The sequence below is a fragment of the Mesorhizobium maamorense genome, assembly GCF_044998965.1.
In the GTDB taxonomy this organism is placed as follows: Bacteria; Pseudomonadota; Alphaproteobacteria; order Rhizobiales; family Rhizobiaceae; genus Mesorhizobium.
The window spans coordinates 3,817,232-3,841,656 of sequence record NZ_CP173356.1 but is presented as its reverse complement, the minus strand read 5'-3'; the positions used below and the strand labels follow the sequence as shown (position 1 = coordinate 3,841,656).

24 protein-coding genes and 2 pseudogenes are annotated in these 24,425 nt (G+C 64.0%); 15 read left to right on the top strand and 11 right to left on the bottom strand.

Features of this window, described 5'->3' with window-relative positions; all coding sequences use genetic code 11:
• Window positions 1-73: 73 nt before the first annotated feature.
• The 3 genes from ACIU1A_RS19335 to ACIU1A_RS19325 all read right to left on the bottom strand — a co-directional run bounded on the left by ACIU1A_RS19335 (window position 74) and on the right by ACIU1A_RS19325 (window position 3,120).
• Window positions 74-1,447: a glutamate--cysteine ligase gene (locus tag ACIU1A_RS19335; protein ID WP_140558666.1), complete on the bottom strand. Its 1,374-nt coding sequence runs from the start codon at window positions 1,445-1,447 to the stop codon at window positions 74-76.
• Window positions 1,448-1,691: 244 nt separating this feature from the next.
• Window positions 1,692-2,426, bottom strand: coding sequence for a 16S rRNA (uracil(1498)-N(3))-methyltransferase (locus ACIU1A_RS19330; protein WP_404925025.1), 735 nt, complete (start codon window positions 2,424-2,426; stop codon window positions 1,692-1,694).
• 31 nt (window positions 2,427-2,457) lie between these two features.
• Entirely contained in the window at window positions 2,458-3,120 is a 663-nt protein-coding gene (locus ACIU1A_RS19325; protein WP_404925024.1) for a hypothetical protein, read from the bottom strand.
• An 88-nt stretch (window positions 3,121-3,208) separates the two neighbouring features.
• On the opposite strand from ACIU1A_RS19325, the gene ACIU1A_RS19320 reads away from it, so the two are divergent.
• Entirely contained in the window at window positions 3,209-3,907 is a 699-nt protein-coding gene (locus ACIU1A_RS19320) for a type 1 glutamine amidotransferase (RefSeq protein WP_404927968.1), read from the top strand.
• 281 nt (window positions 3,908-4,188) lie between these two features.
• Window positions 4,189-4,329: a hypothetical protein gene (locus ACIU1A_RS19315; RefSeq protein ID WP_181165325.1), complete on the top strand. Its 141-nt coding sequence runs from the start codon at window positions 4,189-4,191 to the stop codon at window positions 4,327-4,329.
• 40 nt (window positions 4,330-4,369) lie between these two features.
• On the opposite strand, the gene ACIU1A_RS19310 is transcribed toward ACIU1A_RS19315, so the two are convergent.
• The 3 genes from ACIU1A_RS19310 to ACIU1A_RS19300 are packed head-to-tail and all read right to left on the bottom strand — an operon-like array spanning window position 4,370 to window position 7,142.
• Entirely contained in the window at window positions 4,370-5,137 is a 768-nt protein-coding gene (locus ACIU1A_RS19310) for a metallophosphoesterase family protein (protein ID WP_404925023.1), read from the bottom strand.
• A gap of 39 nt (window positions 5,138-5,176) precedes the next feature.
• Window positions 5,177-6,313 carry an alpha-hydroxy acid oxidase gene (locus ACIU1A_RS19305; protein ID WP_140524799.1) on the bottom strand — a complete coding sequence of 379 codons (1,137 nt, stop codon included), beginning with the start codon at window positions 6,311-6,313 and terminating at the stop codon, window positions 5,177-5,179.
• A gap of 25 nt (window positions 6,314-6,338) precedes the next feature.
• Window positions 6,339-7,142, bottom strand: coding sequence for a FadR/GntR family transcriptional regulator (locus ACIU1A_RS19300; protein WP_140515030.1), 804 nt, complete (start codon window positions 7,140-7,142; stop codon window positions 6,339-6,341).
• A gap of 210 nt (window positions 7,143-7,352) precedes the next feature.
• Between ACIU1A_RS19300 and ACIU1A_RS19295 the strand changes: the two genes are divergently transcribed.
• From ACIU1A_RS19295 to glcF, 4 genes are all read left to right on the top strand, one after another.
• Complete coding sequence (locus ACIU1A_RS19295; protein WP_140566453.1) at window positions 7,353-8,675, top strand: DUF3422 family protein; 1,323 nt, start codon at window positions 7,353-7,355, stop codon at window positions 8,673-8,675.
• 160 nt (window positions 8,676-8,835) lie between these two features.
• Complete coding sequence (locus ACIU1A_RS19290; RefSeq protein ID WP_404925022.1) at window positions 8,836-10,332, top strand: FAD-linked oxidase C-terminal domain-containing protein; 1,497 nt, start codon at window positions 8,836-8,838, stop codon at window positions 10,330-10,332.
• A gap of 220 nt (window positions 10,333-10,552) precedes the next feature.
• Window positions 10,553-11,758 carry a glycolate oxidase subunit GlcE gene (glcE, locus tag ACIU1A_RS19285; protein ID WP_140880743.1) on the top strand — a complete coding sequence of 402 codons (1,206 nt, stop codon included), beginning with the start codon at window positions 10,553-10,555 and terminating at the stop codon, window positions 11,756-11,758.
• Window positions 11,759-11,768: 10 nt separating this feature from the next.
• The gene (gene glcF / locus ACIU1A_RS19280) at window positions 11,769-13,094 is read left to right on the top strand and encodes a glycolate oxidase subunit GlcF (RefSeq protein ID WP_404925021.1); all 1,326 of its coding nucleotides are present in this window, start codon (window positions 11,769-11,771) and stop codon (window positions 13,092-13,094) included.
• 14 nt (window positions 13,095-13,108) lie between these two features.
• Here glcF and ACIU1A_RS19275 read toward each other — a convergent pair whose 3' ends face one another.
• The gene (locus ACIU1A_RS19275) at window positions 13,109-14,029 is read right to left on the bottom strand and encodes a bifunctional 5,10-methylenetetrahydrofolate dehydrogenase/5,10-methenyltetrahydrofolate cyclohydrolase (RefSeq protein WP_140552409.1); all 921 of its coding nucleotides are present in this window, start codon (window positions 14,027-14,029) and stop codon (window positions 13,109-13,111) included.
• A gap of 253 nt (window positions 14,030-14,282) precedes the next feature.
• A complete protein-coding gene (locus ACIU1A_RS19270; RefSeq protein WP_404925020.1) occupies window positions 14,283-15,017 on the bottom strand; it encodes a L,D-transpeptidase in 735 nt (244 codons plus the stop codon).
• Between the two features lie 214 nt (window positions 15,018-15,231).
• Between ACIU1A_RS19270 and ACIU1A_RS19265 the strand changes: the two genes are divergently transcribed.
• A complete protein-coding gene (locus ACIU1A_RS19265; protein ID WP_404925019.1) occupies window positions 15,232-15,870 on the top strand; it encodes a DNA-3-methyladenine glycosylase I in 639 nt (212 codons plus the stop codon).
• Between the two features lie 2 nt (window positions 15,871-15,872).
• Here ACIU1A_RS19265 and ACIU1A_RS19260 read toward each other — a convergent pair whose 3' ends face one another.
• The gene (locus ACIU1A_RS19260; protein ID WP_140560408.1) at window positions 15,873-16,118 is read right to left on the bottom strand and encodes a hypothetical protein; all 246 of its coding nucleotides are present in this window, start codon (window positions 16,116-16,118) and stop codon (window positions 15,873-15,875) included.
• Window positions 16,119-16,367: 249 nt separating this feature from the next.
• On the opposite strand from ACIU1A_RS19260, the gene hisS reads away from it, so the two are divergent.
• The 8 genes and pseudogenes from hisS to ACIU1A_RS19220 all read left to right on the top strand — a co-directional run bounded on the left by hisS (window position 16,368) and on the right by ACIU1A_RS19220 (window position 23,633).
• Window positions 16,368-17,897 carry a histidine--tRNA ligase gene (hisS, locus tag ACIU1A_RS19255; protein ID WP_404925018.1) on the top strand — a complete coding sequence of 510 codons (1,530 nt, stop codon included), beginning with the start codon at window positions 16,368-16,370 and terminating at the stop codon, window positions 17,895-17,897.
• Between the two features lie 175 nt (window positions 17,898-18,072).
• Window positions 18,073-19,194, top strand: coding sequence for an ATP phosphoribosyltransferase regulatory subunit (locus tag ACIU1A_RS19250; protein WP_404927967.1), 1,122 nt, complete (start codon window positions 18,073-18,075; stop codon window positions 19,192-19,194).
• Window positions 19,191-19,889, top strand: coding sequence for an ATP phosphoribosyltransferase (gene hisG / locus ACIU1A_RS19245; protein ID WP_140763359.1), 699 nt, complete (start codon window positions 19,191-19,193; stop codon window positions 19,887-19,889). Before ACIU1A_RS19250 ends, hisG begins: the two co-directional genes overlap by 4 nt.
• 245 nt (window positions 19,890-20,134) lie before the next feature.
• Window positions 20,135-21,907, top strand: a complete 1,773-nt coding sequence (locus ACIU1A_RS19240; RefSeq protein ID WP_404925017.1) for an AMP-binding protein — start codon at window positions 20,135-20,137, stop codon at window positions 21,905-21,907.
• Between the two features lie 429 nt (window positions 21,908-22,336).
• Window positions 22,337-22,717, top strand: coding sequence for a DUF427 domain-containing protein (locus ACIU1A_RS19235; protein ID WP_404927966.1), 381 nt, complete (start codon window positions 22,337-22,339; stop codon window positions 22,715-22,717).
• Window positions 22,651-22,944, top strand: a pseudogene (locus ACIU1A_RS19230) (DUF427 domain-containing protein); the annotation flags it as partial. The gene ACIU1A_RS19235 and the pseudogene ACIU1A_RS19230, both read left to right, overlap by 67 nt.
• 42 nt (window positions 22,945-22,986) lie before the next feature.
• Window positions 22,987-23,238: pseudogene (locus ACIU1A_RS19225) on the top strand (2Fe-2S iron-sulfur cluster-binding protein); the annotation flags it as partial.
• A 29-nt stretch (window positions 23,239-23,267) separates the two neighbouring features.
• Window positions 23,268-23,633, top strand: a complete 366-nt coding sequence (locus ACIU1A_RS19220; RefSeq protein ID WP_210239845.1) for a hypothetical protein — start codon at window positions 23,268-23,270, stop codon at window positions 23,631-23,633.
• Between the two features lie 55 nt (window positions 23,634-23,688).
• Here the strand turns inward: ACIU1A_RS19220 and ACIU1A_RS19215 are convergent, their stop codons facing one another.
• Complete coding sequence (locus tag ACIU1A_RS19215) at window positions 23,689-23,925, bottom strand: hypothetical protein (RefSeq protein WP_404925016.1); 237 nt, start codon at window positions 23,923-23,925, stop codon at window positions 23,689-23,691.
• A complete protein-coding gene (locus ACIU1A_RS19210; RefSeq protein ID WP_404925015.1) occupies window positions 23,922-24,335 on the bottom strand; it encodes a TMEM175 family protein in 414 nt (137 codons plus the stop codon). Before ACIU1A_RS19210 ends, ACIU1A_RS19215 begins: the two co-directional genes overlap by 4 nt.
• Between the last annotated feature and the right edge of the window lie 90 nt (window positions 24,336-24,425).

Genomic DNA, 24,425 nt, shown 5'->3' with positions numbered 1-24,425 from the left:
GGAGAAGCCTAATTCGTTTCCACCGCCGATTGAAGCGGCTTTTGCAGGAGCTCGGCCGCCTCGAAGCCGAGGGTTAATAGGCGTATTCCATGAACACCGGCTCGATCGAGCCGCCCCAGCGTGTGTGGTAGGCCGACAGCATCTCCTCGGCGCTGGTGGTGCCGCGCGCCACGACTTCGTCGAGCGTGTTGAGGAACGAGGTCTCGTCATAGCCGTCGCGGTTCTTCTTGCCGCGGTTCTTCAGCCCCATGCGCGAGATGGTGAGCACGTCGCGAGCGATGTCGCGCAACGTGGCGTTGCGGAACGGCGCCGAAATGCCTTGTTCGGGCACGGCGTTGCGCATCGCCAGCACCTCCCCGTAGGTCCAGCTCGAGGTCAGCGCCTCCGCCGCATCGAGCGCTGCCTCGTCATAAAGCAGCCCGACCCAGAAGGCCGGAAGGGCGCAGATGCGCCGCCACGGCCCGCCATCGGCGCCGCGCATCTCGAGAAAGCGCTTCAGCCGCACGTCGGGGAAGAGCGTCGACAGATGGTTAGCCCAGTCGCCCATCGTCGGCAATCCGTCCGGGATTTCATTGCGGACGGCCCCGGCCATGAACTGACGGAAGGTGACGTGCGTCATGTCGTGGTACTGGCCGTCGCGGATGACGAAATACATCGGCACGTCGAGTGCCCATTCGACATAGTCGGCAAAACCGAAATCGGGCGAGAAGCAGAATTCGAGCAGGCCCGAGCGTTGGTTGTCGGTGTCGCGCCAGATGTCGCCGCGCCAGCTCTGCAAGCCGTTCGGCCGGCTTTCCGTGAAGGGCGAATTGGCGAACAGCGCCGTCGACAGCGGCTGCAGCTTCAGCGACACCTGCATCTTGCGCCGCATGTCCACCTCGCTCTCGAAGTCCAGATTAACCTGGATCGTGCAGGTGCGGTACATCATGTCGAGGCCCTTGGTGCCGACCTTGGGCATGTAGCGCGTCATGATCTCGTAGCGCGACTTCGGCATTTTCGGCGTCTCGGCCAGCGACCATTTCGGGCTGCCGCCAAGGCCAAGGAAGCGGATGCCCATCGGCTCGGCGATCTCGCGCACCTGCGCCAGGTGGGCATTGCCCTCGCGGCAGGTCTGGTGGATCGTCTCCAGCGGCGCGCCGGAGAGTTCGAACTGGCCGCCGGGCTCCAGCGAAATCGCGCCCTGGCCGGTCGGCTCGACCAGGCCGATGATGCGGCCGTCATCGATGATGGGGTCCCAGCCGAGCTTTGACTGCATGCCTTCGAGGATGGCGCGTATGCCGCGCTCGCCGCCATAGGGCACCGGTCCGTTGCCGTCGACGTAGAACGGGAATTTCTCGTGCTCGGTGCCGATGCGCCACTTCTCCCGCGGCTTGTTGCCCTCGGCTAGGTGCGCGACGAGTTCGTCCATGCCTTCGATCGGCCGGAAATCGGTTGTGTCACGCGCCATCATCAAGCCCCTGCGGCGCAACGATCCCGAAATCGACCTCGATTTCCGAGATATGCGCCAAAATCAAAGTACTACAGCGGCCTTTGCGCGTCGACGCGCGGCACTGCAGGGCGGCCGGACGACCGCCGGCGCTAGATGGACGAAATGTCAGTAGCCGATCAAGCGAAAAATCCTGAGCCAGAGGTCAACAGGAATTGAACGATGCGGCTCTTCCCGTCTCCCTTGTGTGAGAAGGAAGAAACCCTCACCAATCGCCGATTGTGGCCTGCATCACCGCCAGTGCGGCCACCGCGGCCGTGTCGGCGCGCAGGATGCGCGGGCCGAGCGGAATGGCGGTAACGAAAGGCAGAGCGCGCAACAGCTTGCGCTCTTCGTCGGAAAATCCGCCTTCCGGCCCGACCAGCAGGCCGAGCTTCCTTTCGCTCAACGCTTGCAGCGTGGGCAGGGGATTGTTGGTCGAAGCGTCCTCGTCGCAGAAGATCAGCCGCCGCTCCTTGTCCCAGCCGGTCAGCAGGCGTTCGAACTTTTCCGCTTCCCGCACCTGCGGCACCGCAAGTATGCCGCACTGCTCGGCCGCCTCGACGACATTGGCGCGCAACCGGTCGATGGAGGGTTTGGCCACTTGCGTGTGCTGGGTGATGACCGGCTGCAGCACGCCGGCACCCATTTCGACCGCCTTTTGCACCAGATAGTCGAGCCGGCCTTGCTTCAGCGGTGCGAAGCAGTAGACGAGATCGGGCAGCGGCGGCTGCGGCCGTTGCCGCGCCAGCACCCTCAGCTTCACCGCCTTCTTGGATTTGGCCGCGATGGCCGCCGACCATTCGCCGTCGCGGCCGTTGAACAACAGGATCTCGGCGCCCTCGCCAAGCCGCAGCACGTGCAGGAGATAATGGCTCTGCTGGTGGCCGGCGTCGAACTCGATCTCCGGCCCGAGATCGTCGGGCACGAACAGGCGTTGCATCTTGTAGTTGGCGCGCATGGCCGAGGAATGGGCGAGGCGACGGTTGCCGTCAAGCCTTGGCGGAAGGATGCCAGACGGGTTCGTAGCCTCGCCTCAGCACGCCGATCGCGGTCGGCGGCGTCAGCAGCCGCAGCGGCCGATGAGCGAGGTCGTTGAAATCCTGCGCTCCGCAATATCCTGCAAACGACCAGCGCAGCGCCTTGCCGCGACGCAAGGCGTAGGCATTGCCGCCACCGTCGACCATCGTGCCGTCGGGCAGGCCTGCAAGCTCGTCGGCCGCCACCACCGGCGGCTTTCCGCCCGCGGCCAGCCGCTCCTTGTGCAGCCGCTTGTCGACTTGCGGCGCGCGCGGCTCCGTTATGCCGAAGGCTTCGCCGAAGCGACCCACAAAATCCCTGGCCCGTTCGCGCTGGCAGAAGAAGCAGGGCCGATGGCCCGCCGCCAGCGCCGTCACCTCGTCGAGGAAGAACAGTTCCGTCCAGCCCGCCTTGGCCCCCGATTGATCATCACGTCGCCGGTTGCGGCCCATCGGCTCGCGACGCACGTCGCCGAAGTCGCAGACGCAGATGATCCAGGCGTGAAGCGCCCAGCGTTTTTTCAACAGCGTCCTGGTCTCGGGATCGTGGATGATGCCGCGATTGCCCATGAACAGGCCGCGCTCGGGCGCGGCGTGGATGGCGCCGAACGGATCGACCCGGTTTTGCAGTGGCATAGTTTTCTCCGCGCGCCCGCATCTTGGCTGAAATGCCGGCGCCATGATATCGCTCGTCGCATCGTTTTCACGTCAGCAGGGTTTTGCGATGCGGGTGCTGGTGGTCCAGAACTACGACAACACCGGCCTCGGCCAGGTCGGCGCGGCACTTGCGGAAGCCGGTGCCGATCTCGACATCCGCCTTCCTTACAAGGGCGATCCGCTGCCGGATGATGCGAACGGCCACGACGCCATGGTGGTGCTCGGCGGCGGCCAGAACGCGCTGGCCGATGAGGAATATCCCTATTTTCCGGCGCTGCTCGAACTGACCCGCGATTTCGCCGGCCAGGACCGCGCGGTGCTCGGCATCTGCCTCGGCAGCCAGCTGGTTGCCCGCGCCTTCGGCGGCGAGAACCGCATCGGCGGCGCCAACGAATTCGGCTGGCGCGGCGTGTCGCTGACGCCGGACGCCAAGGCCGATCCGGTGCTGGCCGAGCTTCCGGAAAAGTTCCCGATCTTCCAGTGGCACGACGACACCTTCGTGCTGCCTGAAGACGCCGTGCGGCTCGCCGGCAATGATGTCGCCGAGAACCAGGCGTTCCGCGTCGGCCGCGCCGTCTACGGCTTCCAGTTCCATTTCGAGGCCGATCGGCCGCTGGTGAAGGACTGGAGCACCTCTTTCGCGCCGATCATTGCAGCGCGCCACCCCGACTGGGCCGGCAAGCTCGAGGGCGAAATGGCCCGTAACGGACCGGATGCCGATGCTGCCGGCCTTGCCATCGCCCGCGCATGGGTGGCGACGATCTGAGCATCATCTCTGCGGACCAGGGCGTGGCATAATTGGCACGCGGCGGTGAATCCGCCTGGGGAAAACCGGTTTCGTCCTTGGCTTGTGTACGCCCGCCATCCTAGAAGGCGCGCGCTCTGCATCACCGGTGCAACCGCGACGGACCTTTGTGTGGCCCGTGCGACACACCGCCGATACAGAACGTGCCTAGAAGCGCGAAATCGTCGAAACTTTGAGACGTATTTTCGGTTTCAACGCATTGGTAACCGCCTCGTGCACAGATGCAGGAAGCTCAACAAGAGATGACGTCCGTGAAAGCAGCGCTTCTGTCCTTTGCCATGATGTCCGCCATCGTGATTTGCGGTCTCGGCATCTATGCGGCCGATGCCGCCAACAACCACAACGCCGTCGACGGCTACGGCGTCACCGCTTCGCTGCGCTGAATAGCCGGACCGTTCGCGTCGTTTCCGCGGCGCGCGCCACTCAAGCTTCCCTTATTGTCATTGTCAGAATGCGTTTGTCGGCGTCCTCGACAACGAGCGCGCTCAGCATGCCTGATTGCCAGGCGAGCGTATCGACATTGACGCGGTTGGCCATGACTTCCGCCTCGGGAACGGGCGTGTGGCCGTGCACCACGATCTTCGGGAAAAGGCCGGCGTGATCGTGGAAAACGTCGCGGATCCAGATCAGATCCTGCGGATTCTGGTTCTCCAGGGCAACGCCTGGCCGGATGCCGGCATGGCAGAAGAAGAAGTCGCCGAAGCTGATTGAGAAGGGTAGCGAACGCAGGAAATCGATATGGTGTTGCGGTACTGCTTCGAGCAGAGCCTGATGCCCCCGTCTCATCGTCTCCATCTTGCCGAACCAGCCGGCGTCGGCCGCGAGGGGCACACCGTAGGATAGCGCCGTCTGGACCCCGCCATAGCGCATGAAAAGCCCGTCCGGGTCAGGGGTATCGAGAAAATCGAGAAAGCCGAGGTCGTGATTGCCGGCAAGCATCAGGTTTCGCGGATCGCGTTTGCGCGCCTCAATCAGGAAATCGACGACGTCCTTGGAGTCCGGCCCACGGTCGACATAGTCGCCGAGGTGGATGACGCGCCAGTCGCGAGCCGGCTTCCATTCGAGCTCGCTCTCGATTCGCTGATGCATGGCGGCCAGCAAATCGAGCCGGCCATGGACATCGCCGATTGCGTAGAGCCGCATGCCGTCCGGTCCGCGCGCGTCCAGGAAATGAATGTCGGGTTCTGCCAACGTATCGCTGTCTCCGTGATCAGGCCGTCGCCGACCTGGCTAGCGCCGGATCTGGTCCTTGCCCATGTCGGTCACCAGACGTTTTCCGCACAGCGCCAGCGTGATGTCCATCTCCTTACGGATGATTTCCAGCGCCTTGGTAACGCCTTCCTTGCCGAGCGCGCCCAGGCCGTAGAGAAACGGCCGGCCGATATAGGTGCCCCTGGCGCCGAGGCACAGCGCCTTCAGCACGTCCTGGCCGGAGCGGATGCCACCATCCATGTGCACCTCGATCCTGTCGCCGACCGCGTCCGCGATTTCCTCCAGCGCCATGATCGACGAGGATGCGCCGTCCAACTGACGCCCGCCATGGTTGGAAACGACGATCGCGTCGGCGCCCGTTTCAGCGGCCATCAACGCGTCTTCCTTGTCGAGAATGCCTTTCAGGATCAGCTTGCCGCCCCAGCGTTCCTTGATCCAGGCGACGTCCTTCCACGACAGATGCGGGTCGAACTGCTCCGTCGTCCAAGACGCCAGCGAAGCCACGTCGCCGACGCCCTTGGCGTGGCCGACGATGTTGCGGAACGTGCGGCGCTTCGTGCCGGCCATGCCCATCCACCAGCGCGGACGGACCGCGATGTTGGCGATGTTGGCCAGCGTCATCTTGGGCGGCGCCGAAAGTCCATTGCGGACATCCTTGTGCCGTTGGCCGAGGATCTGCAGGTCGAGCGTCAGCACCAGCGCCGAGCATTTCGCCGCTTTTGCCCGGTCGATCAGGTCGAGCACGAAGTCCTTGTCGCGCAGCACGTAAAGCTGGAACCAGAACGGCTTCTTCGTCACCGACGCGACATCCTCGATCGAGCAGATGCTCATCGTCGACAGCGTGAACGGCACGCCGAATTCCTCGGCCGCCTGCGCCGCCAGCATCTCGCCGTCGGCATGCTGCATGCCGGTCAGGCCGGTTGGGGCCAGCGCCACCGGCATGGCCACCTTCTCGCCGATCATGGTCGATTCCAGTGAGCGGTTGCTCATGTCGACCAGCACGCGCTGGCGGAACTTGATCTTCTGGAAGTCCTCCTCGTTGGCCCGGTAGGTGCTCTCGGTCCATGCGCCGGAATCGGCATACTCGAAGAACATCCTGGGCACGCGCCGTCGCGCCAGGTCCTTGAGGTCGGCAATGGTGAGAATGTCGCTCATCGTGTCCCCGCTTGATCGATATCGTTCAGGAGCGTTTGCGCGCCGGTTCGGCATCGCCGGCTTCAGAGCGTTGCCTGAGTCTGAGCCGCGATACGCGCTGCCAGTCGCCGCTGCGCTCGGCTTGCGCCATCGACCGCTCGACATAGATCATGTGGTCCATCGCCGCCTGCCGCGCGCCGGCCGGGTCGCCGGCCTTGACCGCGATGTGGATCGCCCGGTGCTGGGCCAGCAGCGCATCGCGCGCGCCGGGCACCGTGAACACCAGCAACCGGTTCTGGAACACGCCTTCCGACAGCAGCCTGTAGCAGGAGCGCAGCGTATGCAGGAGCAGGATGTTGTGCGCGCATTCACAGATCGCATGATGGAATTCGACGTCGATCTCGGCTTCGTCGTCGAAATCCCCGGTGCGGTGCGCTTCGTCCATGCGTGCCATGATGCGGTCGAGCAGGGCCAGGTCCTCCGGCGTGGCGCGCCGCGCCGCATATTCGGCGGCGATCCCCTCCACCTCGCGGCGATATTCCAGGTAATCGGCCACCGCCTTGCGATGCGTCGAGATCAGGTCCGCCACCGGCTTGGTGAACAGCTGGCCGATGATGTCGGCGACATATGTGCCGCCGCCCGGCCGCGTCGTCAAAAGGCCGCGTCCCTCGAGCGCCTTCAGCGCGTCGCGCAGGATCGGCCGGGACACATCGAACTGGCGTGCCAGCTCGCGCTCGCCAGGCAGCCGGTCGCCGGTGCGCAGCACGCCTTCGAGGACGAGGCTTTCGATCTGCTGCACCACCTCGTCGGCGGTTCGCGAGTGCTCGATCCTGGAAAAAATGTCGCTCAACGGCATGCCTGGGAGTGTTGAACCGGTGTCGCGCAAGATAAAGCCAGCGTCGCCAACTGGTCAAATTATTTATCCAATTGGTCGAAGCGTGTCGGCTTCCCCGCTCGCGCCCCTATCCTCTTCGGCTAAACTTTGCTGTTTGCGTCAGGAGCCTATTGGCTCTAGAGGACGCAACTGCAAGAGGGTTCAAAGAAACCCGGGGAACAAGCCGTGTCGCACGACCCGTCCAATCTCGAATTTCAGCCGCGCGCCAAGGGCAGCGTGCTCGGATTTCCGGCGCATGAGGGACGGCCCGGCGCGCTGGGCGAAGTCCATGCCCGTCCGCACCCGCTGATCGAGAAGCCGCGTGTGCTGATCCAGCTCGCCTTCATGACCGAGGGTGGCGCCGGCGTCGATCATTCGGTGCTTTCCGAGCTGTCGCGCCGGCTCGGCATAGCCGCGCCCGACCGTCAGGCCCGCCATCACGCCATGAGATGGGGCCAGGGCTCGTTGCGCTGGGAGCGGCATACCGAATTCTCCACCTATCTGTGGGAAGGGCCGCTTGCCGAAGGCGGCAAGGGCCAGGAGGATTCGCCGTTCGGCAACGGATTTTCTCCACCCGGAACCGTTATTTCAGGCATCCGGCTCGAGATCCGCAAATGGACGCAGGCGGGCGAGCGGTCGATCGCCGGCTTCGATCCGACCAGCCTCTGCTATTCGCTGGTCGAACGCGGCAATGCTGCAATCGTCACCGATTTCCGCCAGGATGGCGACGGCCTGACCCGTATGCTGATCCTTGACCGCGCCCTGACGCCGGCCAGCACTGGCGCCTTGTCGCAGCGGCTGATCGACATCGAGACCTATCGCACGCTGGCCATGCTCGGCCTGCCGTTGGCGCTGGCCTTGTCCGGCCGCGCCCGCCGTATCGAGGACAGGCTGGCCCAGATCACGCTGGAGATGAAACTCGCCGAGACCCGCGACAGCCAGAAATTGCTTGCCGACCTGACCGAACTCGCGGCTGAGTTGGAAGCCGACGCGGCGTCGAGCCTCTACCGCTTCGGCGCCAGCCGTGCCTATGACGGCATCGTCGGCGAAAGGCTGGAAGCGCTCGAGGAAGAAGCCGTACAGGGATATGACACCTGGGCGGGGTTCCTGCGGCGGCGCATGGCGCCTGCCATGCGCACCTGCCGTTCGGTCGAGGAGCGTCAGGCCAATCTGTCGCGCAAGCTGACGCGCGCCACCACGCTGCTGCGCACCTGGGTCGATGTCGAGGTCGAGAAGCAGAACCGCGACCTGCTCGCCTCGATGAACAATCGCGCCCGGTTGCAACTGCGCCTGCAGCAGACCGTCGAAGGCCTGTCGGTCGCGGCCGTTTCCTACTATGTCGTCGGCCTCGTCGGCTATGTCGCCAAGGGCGCCTCGATCTTCGGCCATGCCTTCGCGCCCGAAGTGGTCACGGCGGCGTGTGTGCCGCTCGCCATCCTGCTGGTCTGGTGGGGCGTGCGGCGGGTGCGGCGCATGCATTCCGAGCCGACGAAACATCCGGGCGAGTAGGCGCGCCTTTACTTCCCACAGGGTAAAGCGCGCCAGCGGCAGATTGCCGCTACGGAAGGCGTCCGTTGCGTCCGTGTCCGCTCTCGGTCAAAGCGGGGTTTGCAACCGACGCCCTTCACTGGTAAAAGATTTTGACCACTCACGCGAGATGAGGCTGCCGATGTCCGGCCTTGCCATGCCCAAGCCAGACGACGCCACGATGCGCCGGCGCGGCGAGATCGTCGCCGACATGCGCATTATCGTGCCGGGCGAGGGTGTGGTCGACGCGGCCAACGAAATGCGCGCCTTCGAGAGCGATGGCCTGACCGCCTACCGGCAATTGCCATTGGTCGTGGTGCTTCCCGAAACGGTGGCACAGGTTTCGCGCGTGCTGAAATACTGCAATGACCGCAACATCCGCGTCGTGCCGCGCGGCTCCGGCACCTCGCTGTCGGGCGGTGCGCTGCCGCTGGAGGACGCGGTGCTCCTGGTCATGAGCCGCTTCAACCGCATTATCGAGATCGATTTCCCCAATCGCATCGTCGTCGCCCAGCCGGGCGTCACCAATCTCGGCATCACCACCGCCGTCGAGCAGGAGGGTTTTTACTACGCCCCCGACCCATCTTCCCAGATCGCCTGTTCGATCGGCGGCAATGTCGCCGAAAATTCCGGCGGCGTGCACTGCCTCAAATACGGCCTGACCGCCAACAATGTGCTCGGCATCGAGATGGTGCTGATGAGCGGCGAGGTGGTGCGGCTCGGCGGCAGGCATCTGGACGCGGAAGGCTACGACCTGCTCGGCGTCATGACCGGCTCCGAAGGCCTGCTGGGCGTCGTCACCGAAGTCACCGTGCGCATTTTGAAGAAGCCGGAGACGGCACGTGCGCTGCTGATCGGTTTCCCGACCAGCGAGCAGGGTGGCCAATGCGTCGCCGACATTATCGGCGCCGGCATCATTCCCGGTGGCATGGAGATGATGGACCGTCCGGCGATTCATGCGGCGGAGGATTTCGTCCATGCCGGATATCCCCTGGATGTCGAGGCTCTGCTGATCGTCGAGCTCGATGGGCCCAGCGTCGAGGTCGATCATCTCATCACCGCGGTCGAGGCGATCGCCATCCGCAACGGTTCGACCACCTGCCGCATTTCGCAGTCGGAGCAGGAGCGATTGAGCTTCTGGGCAGGGCGCAAGGCTGCCTTCCCCGCGGTCGGCCGTATCTCGCCCGACTATTATTGCATGGACGGCACCATCCCGCGCAAGGAACTGCCGCGCGTGCTGGCCGGCATGCGCGAGCTCTCCGAAAAATACGGGCTCGGCGTCGCCAATGTCTTCCATGCCGGCGACGGCAATCTGCACCCGCTGATCCTCTATGACGCCAACGTGCCGGGCGAACTCGACAAGGCCGAGAGTTTCGGCGCCGACATATTGCGGCTGTGCGTCAAGGTCGGCGGCGTCTTGACCGGCGAGCATGGGGTAGGCGTCGAGAAACGCGACCTGATGCCGGAAATGTTCAACCAGATCGACCTCGACCAGCAGATGCGGGTCAAATGCGCCTTCGATCCCAATCATCTGCTCAACCCGGGAAAGGTGTTCCCGCAACTGCGCCGCTGCGCGGAGCTAGGGCGCATGCATGTGCATCGCGGAGAGTTAGCGTTTCCGGACATTCCGAGGTTTTGAGGGTTATGTCAGCGCCTGAACGCCCCCCTCTGTCCTGCCGGACATCTCCCCTCATGGGGGGAGATTGGCAGCTTCGTCGCTTCGCCCTTCCGCCAACGCTGGAGATTGGCGAAACCCGGCGCGGCATCCAATCTCCCCCTTGAGGGGGAGATGTCCGGCAGGACAGAGGGGGCGCGAAGGAACGCGGCTTTTCCGCATTTGCATATGGCGCATCGGCGCCATGACCACCTTCACTCCCACCACCCCTTCCGAAGTCCTCTCCACCGTCGCCTGGGCGGCGGCGGAAGGCTCGCCGCTCGAAATCCTCGGCCACGGCTCCAAGCGCGGCATCGGTCGTCCGCTGCAGACCGAGCACACGCTCGACCTGTCGAAGCTCTCCGGCGTCACGCTCTATGAGCCCGCCGAACTGGTGCTGTCGGCAAAGGCCGGCACGCCACTGGCCGAAATCGAGACGCTGCTGGCGCAAAACGGCCAGCAACTCGCTTTCGAGCCGATGGATTACGGCCCGCTGCTCGGCGGCGAGCCAGGCAAGGGCACGCTTGGTGGTGCGCTTGCAGCGAACCTCTCCGGCCCGCGCCGGCTGAAGGCGGGGGCGGCGCGCGACCATATCCTGGGCATCCATGTGGTTTCCGGCCGCGGCGAGGCCTTCAAATCCGGCGGCCGCGTGGTCAAGAACGTCACCGGTTATGACTTGTCCAAGCTGATGGCCAACAGTTGGGGCACGCTGGCCGTGTTCACCGACGTCACCTTCAAGGTGCTGCCGTCGGCCGAGACCGAGGTCACGCTCGCCGTCCGCGGCCTGCTCGACGATGCGGCCGCCGCGGCGATGGCGCTGGCGCTCGGCTCCAGTGCGGAAGTATCGAGCGCCGCGCACCTGCCGGAGCGGATTGCCGCACGGGTTGCCGCAGGCGTGCTCGGCAATGATGCGGCCACGCTGCTGCGGGTGGAAGGTTTTGGCCCCTCCGTCGTCTATCGCATCGCCGCGCTGAAGACGTTGCTCGGAAATGCCGGACCACTGGAGGAGATTTCCAGCGAAGCGTCGGCTGCCCTGTGGCGTGACGTGCGCGATTGCAGGCCTTTCGCGGACAACAGCGACAAACCGGTCTGGCGCGTATCGATGGCGCCTGCCCAGGCGCACCAGATGGTTTTCACGCTGCGCATGCAGGCTGCCGTCAGCGCCTTCTATGACTGGCAGGGCGGACTGGTGTGGCTGCGCATGGAGGAGGGTGACCCGGAAGCGACGCTGCTGCGCGGACTTCTGAGAAAACATGGCGGCGGTCATGCGACGTTGGTGCGCGCGGCTCCTTCGCATCGCGCCGCTCTGCCGGTGTTCGAGCCGCAGGCTCCGGCGCTGACTGCGCTCAGCCAGCGGCTGAAGCAGGAATTCGACCCCAAGAACATCCTCAATCCCGGCCGCATGGCCTAGGACATCAGAGATGCAGACCAATTTCTCGCCCGCACAGCTTGCCGACCCGCATGTCGCCGAGTCGGAAAAAATCCTGCGTAAATGCGTGCATTGCGGCTTCTGCACCGCCACCTGCCCGACCTATGTGACGCTGGGCAACGAACTCGATTCACCGCGCGGGCGCATCTACCTGATCAAGGACATGCTGGAAAACGGTCGCCCCGCCGACAAGGAGATCGTCACCCATATCGATCGCTGCCTTTCCTGCCTCGCCTGCATGACCACCTGCCCGTCTGGCGTCAACTACATGCATCTGGTCGACCATGCCCGCGCCCATATCCAGCAGACCTATAGGCGGCCGCTGCTCGATCGCCTGACCCGCGCCATGCTGGCCTTCGTCCTGCCCTATCCCCGGCGTTTTCGCGCCGCGCTCAAATTGGCGAAACTGGGCAAGCCGTTCATCGGCCTGTTCGAGAAGATCCCGGCATTGAAGCCGCTTGGCGCAATGCTCAAGCTCGCCCCGGAATCGATCCCGGGAGCATCGCCGATGGCTTCGCCGGGCACCCATACCGGGCAGGGGGCGAAGAGGGGCCGCGTCGCCATCCTCACCGGTTGCGCGCAATCGGTGCTCGATCCCGCCATCAACGACACGACCATTTCACTGCTGACGCGGCTTGGGGTCGAGGTCGTGGTGCCGCCGGGCGAGGGCTGTTGCGGCGCGCTCGTCCATCACATGGGCCGCGAGCAAGCCGCCCTTGCTTCTGCAAGGCAAAATGTCGATGCCTGGACCCGCGCGATTGAACAAGGCGGGATCGATGCCATCATCATCACCGCGTCGGGCTGCGGCACGACCATCAAGGACTACGGTTTCATGCTGCGGCTTGATCCGGCCTACGCCGAGAAGGCTGCACGTGTCTCCGCGCTGGCCAAGGACATTACCGAATACCTGACCACCATCGACCTGCCCGAACCGGTGCGCAAGCCGGGCACGGTCGTCGCCTATCATTCGGCCTGTTCGATGCAGCACGGCCAGAAGATCACCCGCCAGCCTAGGGAATTGCTGGCCAAAGCCGGTTTCATCGTGCGCGAGCCGCGCGAAGGGCATTTGTGCTGCGGTTCGGCCGGCACCTACAACATCTTGCAGCCGGATATTTCGGCCGGGCTGCGCGACCGCAAGGTGAAAAACATCGAGGCTACCGGCGCTTCGGTCGTCGCCACCGGCAATATCGGCTGCATAACGCAGATCGCGTCTGCCGCGAAGCTGCCGGTGGTGCATACGATCAAGCTGCTCGACTGGGCCTATGGCGGGCCGAGGCCGGAAGGTGTCGCGGAACCCGGCCTGATCGCCGCTGAGTAGGGGCCGCCCCGGCGTTATTCGGCCGCCAGCCTGTCGATCGTGCCGTAGGTCGCCTCGTAGAGCGCGCGCTGGCGGCTGAGCGCCACCATCGTGTTGCGCAGCAGGATCGCAACGGTGATCGGACCGACGCCGCCCGGCACCGGCGTGATCCAGGAGGCCACGTCCTTCACGCTGTCGGTGTCGACGTCCCCGACGATACGGGTGGAACCGTCCGGCAGCGTCTCGGAATTGATGCCGATGTCGATGACGGCCGCACCCGGCTTTACCATGTCGGCCTTGATCAGGCGCGGCTTGCCGACGGCGACGAACAGCGCATCGGCGCGGCGCGCGTGCGCGGCGACCGAGCGCGTCATGTGGTGGCAGACCGTGACCGTCGCGCCTTCGCTCATCAAGAGGAAAGCGATCGGCTTGCCGACGATCTCGGAGTGGCCGACGATCACCACTTCCAGGCCCTTGAGGTCGAGGCCGGTTTCCTTGAGCAGCTCGACTGAGGCGGCCGCCGTGCAGGGCGCCAGATCGAGCTGGTTGTAGACGATGTTGCCGATCGAGGCCGGATGCATGCCTTCGACGTCCTTCAGCGGATGCACCGCCGCCTGCAACGTCCTGATCGGGATATGCGCCGGCACCGGCCGCTGGATGATGATGCCGGTAACGCGCGGATCGGCGTTCAGGCCGTGGATCGCCGCTTCCAGTTCGCCCGCGGTAATGGTGGCGGGAAAGCGCCGTTCTTCGAAATCGATGCCCGCCAGTTCCGCCTTGGCGCGCTGGTTGCGTACATAGACATCCACCGCCGCCGTATCGCCGACGGTGATCGACACCAGTTTGGGCGGGAAACCTTCGGCCCTTGCGATCGCCGCATCCTCGCGCACGGCGGCGATGATGCGCCGGGCAACCGGGCCGCCCTTGAGATAGCGGCTGTCGTCGGACAGTGACATGATCGGACTCTTCTGACCTGTGCGTTGGCTTGCCATAGCAAAAGAACCGCGGCAATGGCAGCACGAATGCGAACCGTCATGCCTTTTGCGCGACGTGCGGGCGCGGCAGTGCTTCGTCCGAAACGGAAAGGGCAGCACGGTTTCCCGTGCCGCCCTTTCTGACCGGCCGCATCCCCATACGGCCCGTCCCCCGATATTCCTTCCGATCCCGGGAAGCGCTGCGCTTCCGGATCGGGTGATTCTGCAGCAACTATTATATCACCTCGACAGTGGTTCCGACATCGACCCGTTCATAAAGGTCGACGACATCCTCGTTGCGCATGCGGATGCAGCCCGATGACACGGCGCCGCCGATGGTCCAGGGCTGGTTGGTGCCGTGGATGCGATATTCCGTACTGCCGAGATAGAGCGCGCGCGCGCCCAGCGGGTTCTCCATGCCACCGGCCAGGTAAGTTGGCAGGTAGCGCCCCTTGGCGGCCTCGCGCTTGATCATCGCGGCAGGCGGGCGCCAGTCCGGCCAGACCCGCTTGTTGGTGATCTTGTGCGTGCCCGACCATTCGAAGCCCGGCTTGCCGGTGCCGACGCCATAGCGCCGCGCCTTGCCGTCCTTCTCGACCAGATAGAGGAAGTTCTGGGTCGTATCGATGACGATGGTGCCCGGCTTCTGGGAGCCGTCATAGGCGACTTCCTGCGGCAGGTAGATCGGATTGATCTGCGGGCGCGCGACCATGCGCTTGGCCGGGGCCTGCACGGCCGCCGTTTGCACGCGGTCGGGCTGCGCATAACGCGGGCGCGGCTGCTGCGCGACCTGCCGGTTCTGCCGCACGATCCCCGGCGCTTGGCCAAGCTGCAGCACCCAGGGGGCGGAAAGGTCGGGGCTCACCATCACCGGCGGTCTGTCGGCATAGCGGTCTCCGGCCGTGGAAGGTGTGACGCCTGCGGAAAACGCAGCCACGGCGCCGAGCACGGAAAACAAAACTCTCTTCATCGGGAAAGCACCTTGATCGTCTGACAAACCGGGTGGAAACGACCTCCCGGTTCAGCGATCATTGGCGCGGGAACAGCAACCGAAACATGAATCGGAATGTGTAAAATGCGAAACTGTCGGTAAACCTTTTGGTGTGGTTACCGCCGCGTTCAGGAATCTGGTAAAGCCAAGGTAAAGCAGCGCAACCAGCGCGTTAACGAATGGAATTCTCGCCATGGACAAGGAACAAACCGGCCTTCTCGCCGGACCCGACGGTGTCGCGCGCTGCTTCTGGCACGGCAATCTGCCCGACTACCTGCATTACCATGACCATGAATGGGGCCGCCCGGTGGCGGACGACCGCCGGCTGTTCGAGAAGATCTGTCTCGAAGGTTTCCAGTCGGGCCTGTCCTGGCTGACGATCCTGCGCAAGCGGGAGAATTTTCGCGCCGCTTTCGCCGGCTTTGATTTCGACAAGGTCGCCGCCTTCACCGACAAAGACGTCGAGCGCCTGCTCGGCGATGCCGGCATCATCCGCCATCGCGGCAAGATCGTCTCGACCATCAACAACGCCAAACGCGCCCGCGAAATGGTCGATGAATTTGGCTCGCTCGCCGCCTGGTTCTGGAAGTTCGAACCCGGCAAGGAGGAACGGCCGCAGGTCGTCGACCTCGCCCATCTGCGCGCCAATCCGACCACGGCGGTCTCGATCCGCATTTCCAAGGACCTGAAGAAGCGCGGCTGGACCTTTGTCGGCCCGACCACGGTCTACGCCTTCATGCAGGCGATGGGCCTCGTCAACGATCATCTCGAGGGGTGTGTGTGCCGCAAGCAGGTCGAGAAGGAGCGGAAGGCTTTCAAACGGCCGAAATAGCCTCAGGCGCCGTTGGCACTTCCCAGGAAAAGGCCGGCGACGATCGCGACCACGGTGGCGACGGTTGGATAGATCACCAGCAGGCCGGTCACCAATGCGTCGCGCAGGGAAGGTCCGGTATCGGCGTGTACCTCGAACGGTCCGGCCGGCTGGCCGATCATGCTGGGAGCATGGACATCTGCGGCGCGCAGGCGTGCCGGCATGTCGCCCGCATCCCTGTTGTCGTGAAATTCCACCGCGCTCATCATGTCCCGAACCCCTCCATTGCGGTGCGCTGTATCGGCCTCGATTATGTCGGCACGATGCCGCGCCGATGGCGGGATTGTTTCATTTTCGGTGCGTTTTTGTTTCGGCGAACGCCCGCGTGCCTTCTCGCATGCATGGAGACAGCGCCTGCCGCCGGCCTTGCCCGGTAGGACCTGTTCGGTTAGGACACGCCCGTTGCGAAAATCGCAACGCTGTTGAGTTTTCAGCAACACGAAACACCGGGCGAATCCATGGCCGACAAATCGGAAAAGACGAAAGCGCGGCTGCCGCGCGGTTTTGCCGACCGCAGCGCCGAAGATATCCGCGCCGTCGAGAAGATGATGGCGACCATCCGCTCGGTCTACGAACTCTACGGTTTCGAACCCGCCGACCAGCCGCTGATCGAATACACCGATGCGCTCGGAAAATTCCTGCCCGACCAGGACCGGCCGAACGAGGGCGTGTTCTCCTTCCAGGACGATGACGACCAGTGGCTGTCGCTGCGCTACGACCTGACCGCGCCGACGGCGCGTTTCGTCGCCGAGAATTTCGAGCGCCTGCCAAAACCCTATCGCAGCTACCGTTCCGGCTGGGTGTTCCGCAACGAGAAGCCCGGTCCCGGCCGCTTCCGCCAGTTCATGCAGTTCGACGCCGACACGATCGGCACGGCAAACATGGCCGCGGACGCCGAGATGACCATGATGATGGCGGACGTGATGGAAGCTTTGGGAATTCCTCGCGGGCAATATGCAATCCGAGTGAATAATCGAAAAATCTTGGACGGGGTGCTCGATGCAGCACGAGTGCCGGAGGAAAAGCGTCTCACCGTGCTTCGTGCGCTCGACAAGCGAGACAAGATCGGAGAGGAGGGGGTCAAGCTTCTCCTGGGCGCCGGTCGTCGCGATGAGAGCGGCGACTTCACGAAAGGTGCAAACCTGACTGATAGGGCAATTCGATATGTTCTTGCGGTTACGCAGGCCACAACGATTGATGACCTAAAAGATAGGCTGGATCAAATTGCCGGCGAAACTGGCGGGGTGCCGGATCCTCTGGGAGGGATGTCTCATCTCCCCTATGACGATGCCATCAACGATATGGTTGAGCAGTTCGTGCCTTTGATCCGCGCTGCTGGCTATGAGGACCGAGTCCAGATTGATTTTTCCGTCGTGCGTGGTCTCGAATATTACACCGGCCCGGTCTTCGAGGCCGAGCTCCTGGCTGAGATTCCCAACGAGGATGGCCAGATCGTGCGCTTCGGTTCGGTCGGCGGCGGCGGGCGCTATGACGGGCTGGTGTCGCGCTTCCGCGGTGAGCCGGTGCCGGCGACCGGTTTTTCCATCGGCGTTTCCAGGCTGATGACGGCGCTGAAGAACCTCGGCAAGCTCGACAGCACCGACGTGATTGCGCCGGTCGTCGTGCTGGTGATGGACAGGGACACCGAAAGCCTCGGCCGCTACCAGCAGATGGTGGGCGAGCTGCGTGCCGCAGGCATTCGCTCCGAAATGTATCTCGGCGGCGCCGGCATGAAGGCGCAGCTCAAATATGCCGACCGTCGCGGCTGCCCGGTCGCGATCATCCAGGGCGGCGACGAGCGCGCCAAGGGCGAATTGCAGATCAAGGACCTGATCGAAGGCGCGCGCCTGTCGGCCGAGATCACGGACAACGCCGAATGGCGTGCCGCCCGCCCGGCACAGGTCACGGTGGCGGAAGGCGAGCTGGTGGCAGAGGTGAGAAAGATCCTGGCGGCGCAGGCAGCCGACCGCGCGAAGGGTGGCGCTTGAGCACCCCCCTCTGGCCTGCCGGCCATCTCCCCCGCAAGGGGGAGATTGGATGTCGCGTATGCTTTCGCCAATCTCCGTCGTGGCAGAAAAGGCGCTGCGCTCGAAGCTGCCGATCTCCCCCTTGCGGGGGAGATGTCCGGCAGGACAGAGGGGGTGCCTCGCGCCCATGGGCTCTATGACCTCCCGCTATCCCGCCATCGCGGCCGACATCGCCGGCCTGTTCGCGACCCGCGAGACGCATGCGGTGGAGGTCGCCGTGCTGCAGCCGGCCGATCCCTTCCTCGACATGGCCGGCGAGGATTTGCGCCGCCGCATTTTCCTGACCGAGAGCGAGACCGGGCAGACGCTCTGCCTGCGGCCGGAATTCACCATTCCCGTCTGCCTCGATCATATCGCCAGCCAGGCCGGTACGCCGCGTCGCTACTCCTATCTGGGCGAGGTTTTCCGCCAGCGCCGCGAAGGCGGCAACGAGTTCTTCCAGGCCGGCATCGAGGATCTCGGCGACCGCGACACGGCCGCTGCCGATGCCCGTTCGGTGGCCGACGCGCATGCGCTGCTGTCCCTGGCGCTGCCGGGCCAGGCGCTCGCGATCACACTCGGCGACCAGGCCATCTTCGAGGCGGTGCTGGCGGCTCTCGGCCTGCCGCGCGGCTGGCGCATGCGGCTCGCCCGCGCCTTCGGCTCGGCGACGATGCTGGAGGCAGCCCTTGCCGATCTCGCCAATCCGCCGCGCAACAGCCAGCTCTCCGGCCCGGTCGCGGCACTTGTGCTCGACGGTGACCTGGACGGTCTCTCCGCGCATATAGCCGGCGGAATGGAACAGGCCGGCCTGTCGGCTTCGGCCGGACGCGCGCCGGCCGATATCGCGCGGCGGCTGATCGAAAAGGCCGAACTGCGCAGCGTGCGGCTGTCCAACGAAGCCTTCGCGGCGCTGAAGACCTTTCTGGCGATCGACGTGCCGCTCGATGGCGCGGCCCAGGCGCTCGAGAGTTTTGCCGGTGCCGCCGGGCTTTCGCTGGGAGCCGCGCTGGAAAAGTTCGCGGCGCGCGCCAAGGCCGTCGAGGCGAATGGCCTGCCGGCACAAAAGATCCGCTATGACGCGGCCTTCGGCCGGCCGCTCGATTATTACACCGGCCTCGTCTTCGAGATCGCGGCGCAAGATGGTGACAGGCCGCTGGCCGGCGGCGGCCGCTACGACCGGCTGCTGACGCTGCTCGGCGCCAAGACGCCGATCCCCGGCGTCGGCTTCTCGGTCTGGCTCGACCGCATCGAGGCATTGCGGGAGCGCGCGCCATGATCACGCTGGCGATCCCCTCCAAGGGCCGGTTGAAGGAGCAGGCGCTGGAGGTGCTGGCGAAAGCCGGCCTCGCCATCAGCCTGCCCGGTGACGAGCGCAAATATCACGCTCGCGTCGAAGGCATGGACAATGTCGAGGTCGTTTTCCTGTCCGCGTCCGAAATATCGGGCGAGATTGGCCAAGGTGCCGTCGATCTCGGCATCACCGGCGAGGACCTCGTGCGCGAGAACCTCGCCGACTGGGAGGCGCGCGCCGAGATCGTCGCCCGTCTCGGCTTCGGTCATGCCGATGTCGTGGTGGCCGTGCCCGACATCTGGCTCGACGTGGAGACCATGGCCGACCTCGATGATGTCGCCGCCGATTTCCGCCAGCGTCATGGAAGGCGGCTCAGGATCGCCACCAAATACTGGCGGCTGACCCAGCAATTCTTCTCGCAGAAGCACGGCATCCAGGTCTATCGCATCGTCGAGAGCCTGGGCGCCACCGAAGGCGCGCCAGCGGCCGGCCTTGCCGACGTCATCGTCGACATCACCACCACCGGCTCGACGCTGCGCGCCAACCATCTCAAGGTGCTGGCCGACGGCGTCGTGCTGCGGTCGCAGGCGTGTCTCGTCGCATCGCGAAAGACGCGTTCCACGGCCGACGAGACGATGCTGCGCGACATAGCGGCCAGCATGGCCTCGGTGAAGGGATAGCTGGCCGCGGACAAATTTTGTTCTTGCTTTGTGCCGGCCACTATGCTACTAATATTGGTATGGTGATGATTTGCGCCCCCCGCCCTTCGAGGCGGTTTTTTCGTTCTGCGCCATTCTCACGACCCTGCCATTCTTATGACCGTGGAAGGCGGCGCGGTCCGCCTTCGAAGCTTGGCCCTACCTTCGGCGGGATTTCCACCGTCCCGGCAGGCTGATAGGCTCGGATGTTCTGGGAGGAGAGAGCGATGCCGGTCAATCTCGACGAGCTGAAGAACGCCACCAGTTTGCGCGGACGCGGGGCGCGCGCCGGCAGCGTCTTTGTCGCGCCCGTCGACGGCAAGGCGCACGTCTCGGGCGAGCGCGGCGTGCCGCTGCTCGACAAGACCATCCCCGCGCTGTTCTCCGACACGGCCGGCAAATACGGCACGCTCGATGCCGCCGTCTTCGTCGGCCAGGACAAGCGCTTCACCTGGAGCGAGCTGTCCGACACGGTGGATGCGCTGGCCGCCGGTTTCCTGGCGCTGGGCCTCGAAAAGGGAGATCGCGTCGGCATCTGGTCGCCCAACCGCTGGGAATGGCTGGTGACGCAATTCGCCACCGCCCGCATCGGCCTGATCCTGGTCAACATCAACCCGGCCTACCGGCTCACCGAGCTGGACTATGCGCTGAACAAGGTCGGCTGCAAGGCTCTGGTCACCGCGGCCAGCTTCAAGACCTCGGATTATCTCGGCATGATCGAGACGCTGGCGCCGGAGATCGCGACGGCCACGCCCGGCAAGCTCAGGGCACAGAAACTGCCCGCGCTCCGGATCGTCATCCGCATGGGCGAGGAGAACTCGCCCGGCATGTTCAATTTCGCCGATGTGCTGGCGATGGCGGGGCGCGACGAGCATGACAGCCTCGACCGCATCTCCGAGGGGCTGAAGCCGGACGACGCCATCAACATCCAGTTCACCAGCGGCACCACGGGCGCACCCAAGGGCGCGACGCTGACCCACAACAACATCCTCAACAACGGCAATTTCGTCACCTCGGCCATCAGGTTGACGGTCGACGACCGGCTTTGCATTCCCGTGCCGCTCTACCATTGCTTCGGCATGTCGATGGGTACGATGGGCTGTGTCACCAAGGGCTCGACCATGGTGTTCCCTGGCGAGGGCTTCGATGCCGGCGCCACGCTGAACGCCGTGGCGCAGGAACGCTGCACCGGCCTCTACGGCGTGCCGACCATGTTCGTCGGCCTGCTCGACCATCCCGATTTCGCGGCCTTCGACCTGTCCAGCCTGCGCACCGGCATCATGGCCGGCTCGCCATGCCCGATCGAGGTGATGAAGAAGGTGGTGTCGCTGATGCATATGTCCGAAGTGACCATCGCCTACGGCATGACCGAGACCAGCCCGGTCTCCTTCCAGAGCAGCGTCGACGACCCCTTGGAAAAACGCGTCTCGACTGTCGGGCGCGTTCATCCTCATGTCGAGGTCAAGGCCGTCGATGCCGATGGCGCAACCGTTGCCGTCGGTGCGCCGGGCGAACTCTGCACACGCGGCTATTCCGTGATGAAGGGCTATTGGGACGACGAGGACAAGACCCGCGAGGCGATCGATGCCGACGGCTGGATGCATACGGGCGACCTCGCCACGATCGATGCCGAGGGCTATTGCAACATCGTCGGCCGGGTCAAGGACATGGTCATCCGCGGCGGCGAGAACGTCTATCCGCGCGAGGTCGAGGAGTTCCTCTACCGGCACCCTAAGGTCAGGGAGGTGCAGGTGTTCGGCATTCCCGACGCCAAATACGGCGAGGAGCTCTGCGCCTGGATTGTGCTCAAGCCCGGCCAGATCGCCACCGAGCAGGAGATCAAGGCCTTCTGCGCCGGCCAGATCGCGCATTACAAGGTTCCGCGCCACATCCGCTTCCGCGCCGAATTGCCGATGACGGTGACCGGCAAGCCGCAGAAATTCCTGATGCGCCAGGCCATGGTGGAAGAGCTGGGGCTGGTGGCGCAGAAGACGGCGTGAGGCGCGCGGGGCAGGAAGGTGCGGTTGCCGAGACGAGTGTGAATGTCGCATTTCGGGGCCAAAGCGGACTACCAGGTTATAGGCAATGCGCCTGCCAAAGTGGACAATCGCTGGGGTGGTTGAATGGCCGATTGCTGCTGCGCCGCGCCGATTTGATCGACCCATATAGCGTGCGAACGGCCGTCCCTCAGCCGGCTTGCAGTCGCCTAGCCGTCTTCCGCGAAGTGGGTGCGAATTTCCGAGCGCGCGAGCCGCTCTGGAAGTTTGCGATCGGTCGTGGAACCAATTTCTCGGACTTACGTTGCAAATAGCTATTTGCGGCTCTGCCGCGATATCGGAAACTGAGCAGTGGGACTGTCTTGGCAACAAGGTCCTCTCTCGACGGGAGCCATCGGTCGGTTTCTCGTCCCCGAAGCGTTGCCCAAGAGAATGTTATATGTGGAACGGCTGCGCCGGCGCATGCGCGTATTGTTTGGCGGGGTTTGGGTTGCCGAAAGCGACGACGTTCTCCTACTGTTTGAACCCGCCCGCTACCCGGTAGCTTATTTTCCGGAGTCCGACATTTCAGCACATGTGTTGGAGCGGACAGAGCAGATCACCCAACATCCTGATCTTGGGTCTACTTCATGGTACACTGTCCGGGTAGGCGAGCAACACGTGGCGGCCAGAGGAGCGTGGCACACACGAACCTCCCTGCCCATGCAACAGAACTCCAGGGACGATTGGCGTTCGCATGGCGCGCCATGGATGCCTTCTATGAAGAAGACGAACGAATCCTGGGTCATGCTGCCGACCCATACCATCGCATAGATATTCGACAGAGTTCTCGTCACCTCGTGGTCCGCTACAACGACCGCGTCGTTGCGGATACCAGGCATCCATTGGGCCTTTACGAATCCGGGTTCGCTCCACGCTGGTATGTCCCTCGTGATGACATCCACGAGTCCTCCCTCACAGCGGTAAAGCTTCAGACGTTCTGTCCCTACAAAGGGCTCTGCAGCTATTATTCTATTGGCGACGCTCGTCAGGCGGCATGGTCCTACACCGACGCCTATCCCGAAGTCCGCCGCATTTCCAACCTTGTGTCCTTCGCTCGAAGTGGTGTAGCCGCCCATTGGAACCCTTCAGTGTACCGGAGCATTCTGGAGCTGGCAGAGGCCTGTGACGTTCCCTCCCGGTGGTCATGCCGAACCGGTGTTTGTCACAACTGCGAAAGTGGGTTGATATCAGGCGCGATCGCCTATGAGCCTGAACCGCTTGAAAGGCCGGCCGACGGCAACCTTCTCATTTGCTGCTCGCAACCGACCCGTGATCTAGTCATCGATTTGTAAGCGATATCGATCGTGCGCTCCGGTTTTATGTGGACCGGGTCGGCTTTGCGCTCGATGTCGACTATGCGCCGAACACCACCTTCCGTGTGGTCCAGCTCACGCCGCCTGGCTCCCACTGCTCAATACAATTCGGCAAAGGCGTTACGGACGCGCCCGCAGGGTCGCTTCGCAACATCTATCTCGTTGTTACGGATATTGAGACTGCGCGAAGCCGGTTGCTCGAACGCGGAGTCGAAGTCAGCGAACTCAAGCACAAGGCTCCGATCGACGGCTGGGGTGGGGCGTTCGCCCCAGGTTTCGACCCCAACCACCGAGACTATGCCAGCTTCGCGGGCTTCTCGGATCCAGATGGCAACACTTGGGTGCTGCAGGAACGGGGACACCCTGATGTGTGATGCGCGAGCAGCGCTATGAAATCGCAAAAACGCTGCGGAGTTAGGCCTACTTTTGTCAGTTTCGCCGCGTTTCAGCCATTGGCGGTTCGGGATTCAAATAGCCGAGCAGACAGCAGATGCAGAGACCCAAGCCCACAAGGGGGTACTTCAGCGCAATCATTGCAGCCACGCCGAAGAGGGCCAAGGTCGTGAAGGATCGGACGCGCATGAGCCTGCGTACTTTGGGCGAAATCTTGACGCTGCTTCGCCGATCGAGCAGCTCCCAGATCAGCCCGATGTAGGTTGCATTCACCAGGGTACGGCCTGCGGCTCGAGTTCGCTCACCGCCATCCAAGCAGTGGATAGCGGGAGCAGTGAGATCGAAAACAAATGCGCGAAATTGAACCACATGAGGTGCGGTGTCGTCTCGCGAGCGTAGCGCATGAGGTAGTGGTGATTGGCCCAGACGATGGCGATGAAGATGTAACTCACAGCGTAACTCAGCCACGTCGGCCACAGGGATAGCAACGCAACGAAAGTCGGCTGACCGGGTGGTCTCAACTCCAGCACCAGCACGGTGATGAGAACGGCGACGTCGCCGGCCTTGGCCTGATTCAGGCGCCATTCCTGGGGATTGGCCAATACTTGAAGAGTGGAGCGCTGGTGGAGGTCATGCCCGATTTGCGTCGCCGGGCGATCCCCGTGTCCTTCGTCGTAGCACATCGCAGCAATCTGTCGCGCCGCGTCCGCGCATTCATGAAACCGGCGGGTTCGACATGAGATCTCGCTGCTCGCAGCCTATCCGGGGCCGCC

What these genes read in the sequence shown, in the direction of transcription:
- ACIU1A_RS19275 (WP_140552409.1), bottom strand. Translation starts at nt 14,029, where the DNA reads ATGTCACTGTCCGACGACAGCCGCTATCTCAAGGGCGGCCCGGTTGCC.
- ACIU1A_RS19305 (WP_140524799.1), bottom strand. Translation starts at nt 6,313, where the DNA reads ATGAGCGACATTCTCACCATTGCCGACCTCAAGGACCTGGCGCGACGG.
- ACIU1A_RS19265 (WP_404925019.1), top strand. Translation starts at nt 15,232, where the DNA reads ATGGACAAGGAACAAACCGGCCTTCTCGCCGGACCCGACGGTGTCGCG.
- ACIU1A_RS19290 (WP_404925022.1), top strand. Translation starts at nt 8,836, where the DNA reads ATGTCCGGCCTTGCCATGCCCAAGCCAGACGACGCCACGATGCGCCGG.
- ACIU1A_RS19235 (WP_404927966.1), top strand. Translation starts at nt 22,337, where the DNA reads ATGTTATATGTGGAACGGCTGCGCCGGCGCATGCGCGTATTGTTTGGC.
- ACIU1A_RS19270 (WP_404925020.1), bottom strand. Translation starts at nt 15,017, where the DNA reads ATGAAGAGAGTTTTGTTTTCCGTGCTCGGCGCCGTGGCTGCGTTTTCC.
- hisS (WP_404925018.1), top strand. Translation starts at nt 16,368, where the DNA reads ATGGCCGACAAATCGGAAAAGACGAAAGCGCGGCTGCCGCGCGGTTTT.
- glcE (WP_140880743.1), top strand. Translation starts at nt 10,553, where the DNA reads ATGACCACCTTCACTCCCACCACCCCTTCCGAAGTCCTCTCCACCGTC.
- ACIU1A_RS19325 (WP_404925024.1), bottom strand. Translation starts at nt 3,120, where the DNA reads ATGCCACTGCAAAACCGGGTCGATCCGTTCGGCGCCATCCACGCCGCG.
- ACIU1A_RS19320 (WP_404927968.1), top strand. Translation starts at nt 3,209, where the DNA reads ATGCGGGTGCTGGTGGTCCAGAACTACGACAACACCGGCCTCGGCCAG.
- hisG (WP_140763359.1), top strand. Translation starts at nt 19,191, where the DNA reads ATGATCACGCTGGCGATCCCCTCCAAGGGCCGGTTGAAGGAGCAGGCG.
- ACIU1A_RS19330 (WP_404925025.1), bottom strand. Translation starts at nt 2,426, where the DNA reads ATGCGCGCCAACTACAAGATGCAACGCCTGTTCGTGCCCGACGATCTC.
- ACIU1A_RS19335 (WP_140558666.1), bottom strand. Translation starts at nt 1,447, where the DNA reads ATGGCGCGTGACACAACCGATTTCCGGCCGATCGAAGGCATGGACGAA.
- ACIU1A_RS19240 (WP_404925017.1), top strand. Translation starts at nt 20,135, where the DNA reads ATGCCGGTCAATCTCGACGAGCTGAAGAACGCCACCAGTTTGCGCGGA.
- ACIU1A_RS19250 (WP_404927967.1), top strand. Translation starts at nt 18,073, where the DNA reads ATGACCTCCCGCTATCCCGCCATCGCGGCCGACATCGCCGGCCTGTTC.
- ACIU1A_RS19260 (WP_140560408.1), bottom strand. Translation starts at nt 16,118, where the DNA reads ATGATGAGCGCGGTGGAATTTCACGACAACAGGGATGCGGGCGACATG.
- ACIU1A_RS19315 (WP_181165325.1), top strand. Translation starts at nt 4,189, where the DNA reads ATGACGTCCGTGAAAGCAGCGCTTCTGTCCTTTGCCATGATGTCCGCC.
- ACIU1A_RS19210 (WP_404925015.1), bottom strand. Translation starts at nt 24,335, where the DNA reads ATGTGCTACGACGAAGGACACGGGGATCGCCCGGCGACGCAAATCGGG.
- glcF (WP_404925021.1), top strand. Translation starts at nt 11,769, where the DNA reads ATGCAGACCAATTTCTCGCCCGCACAGCTTGCCGACCCGCATGTCGCC.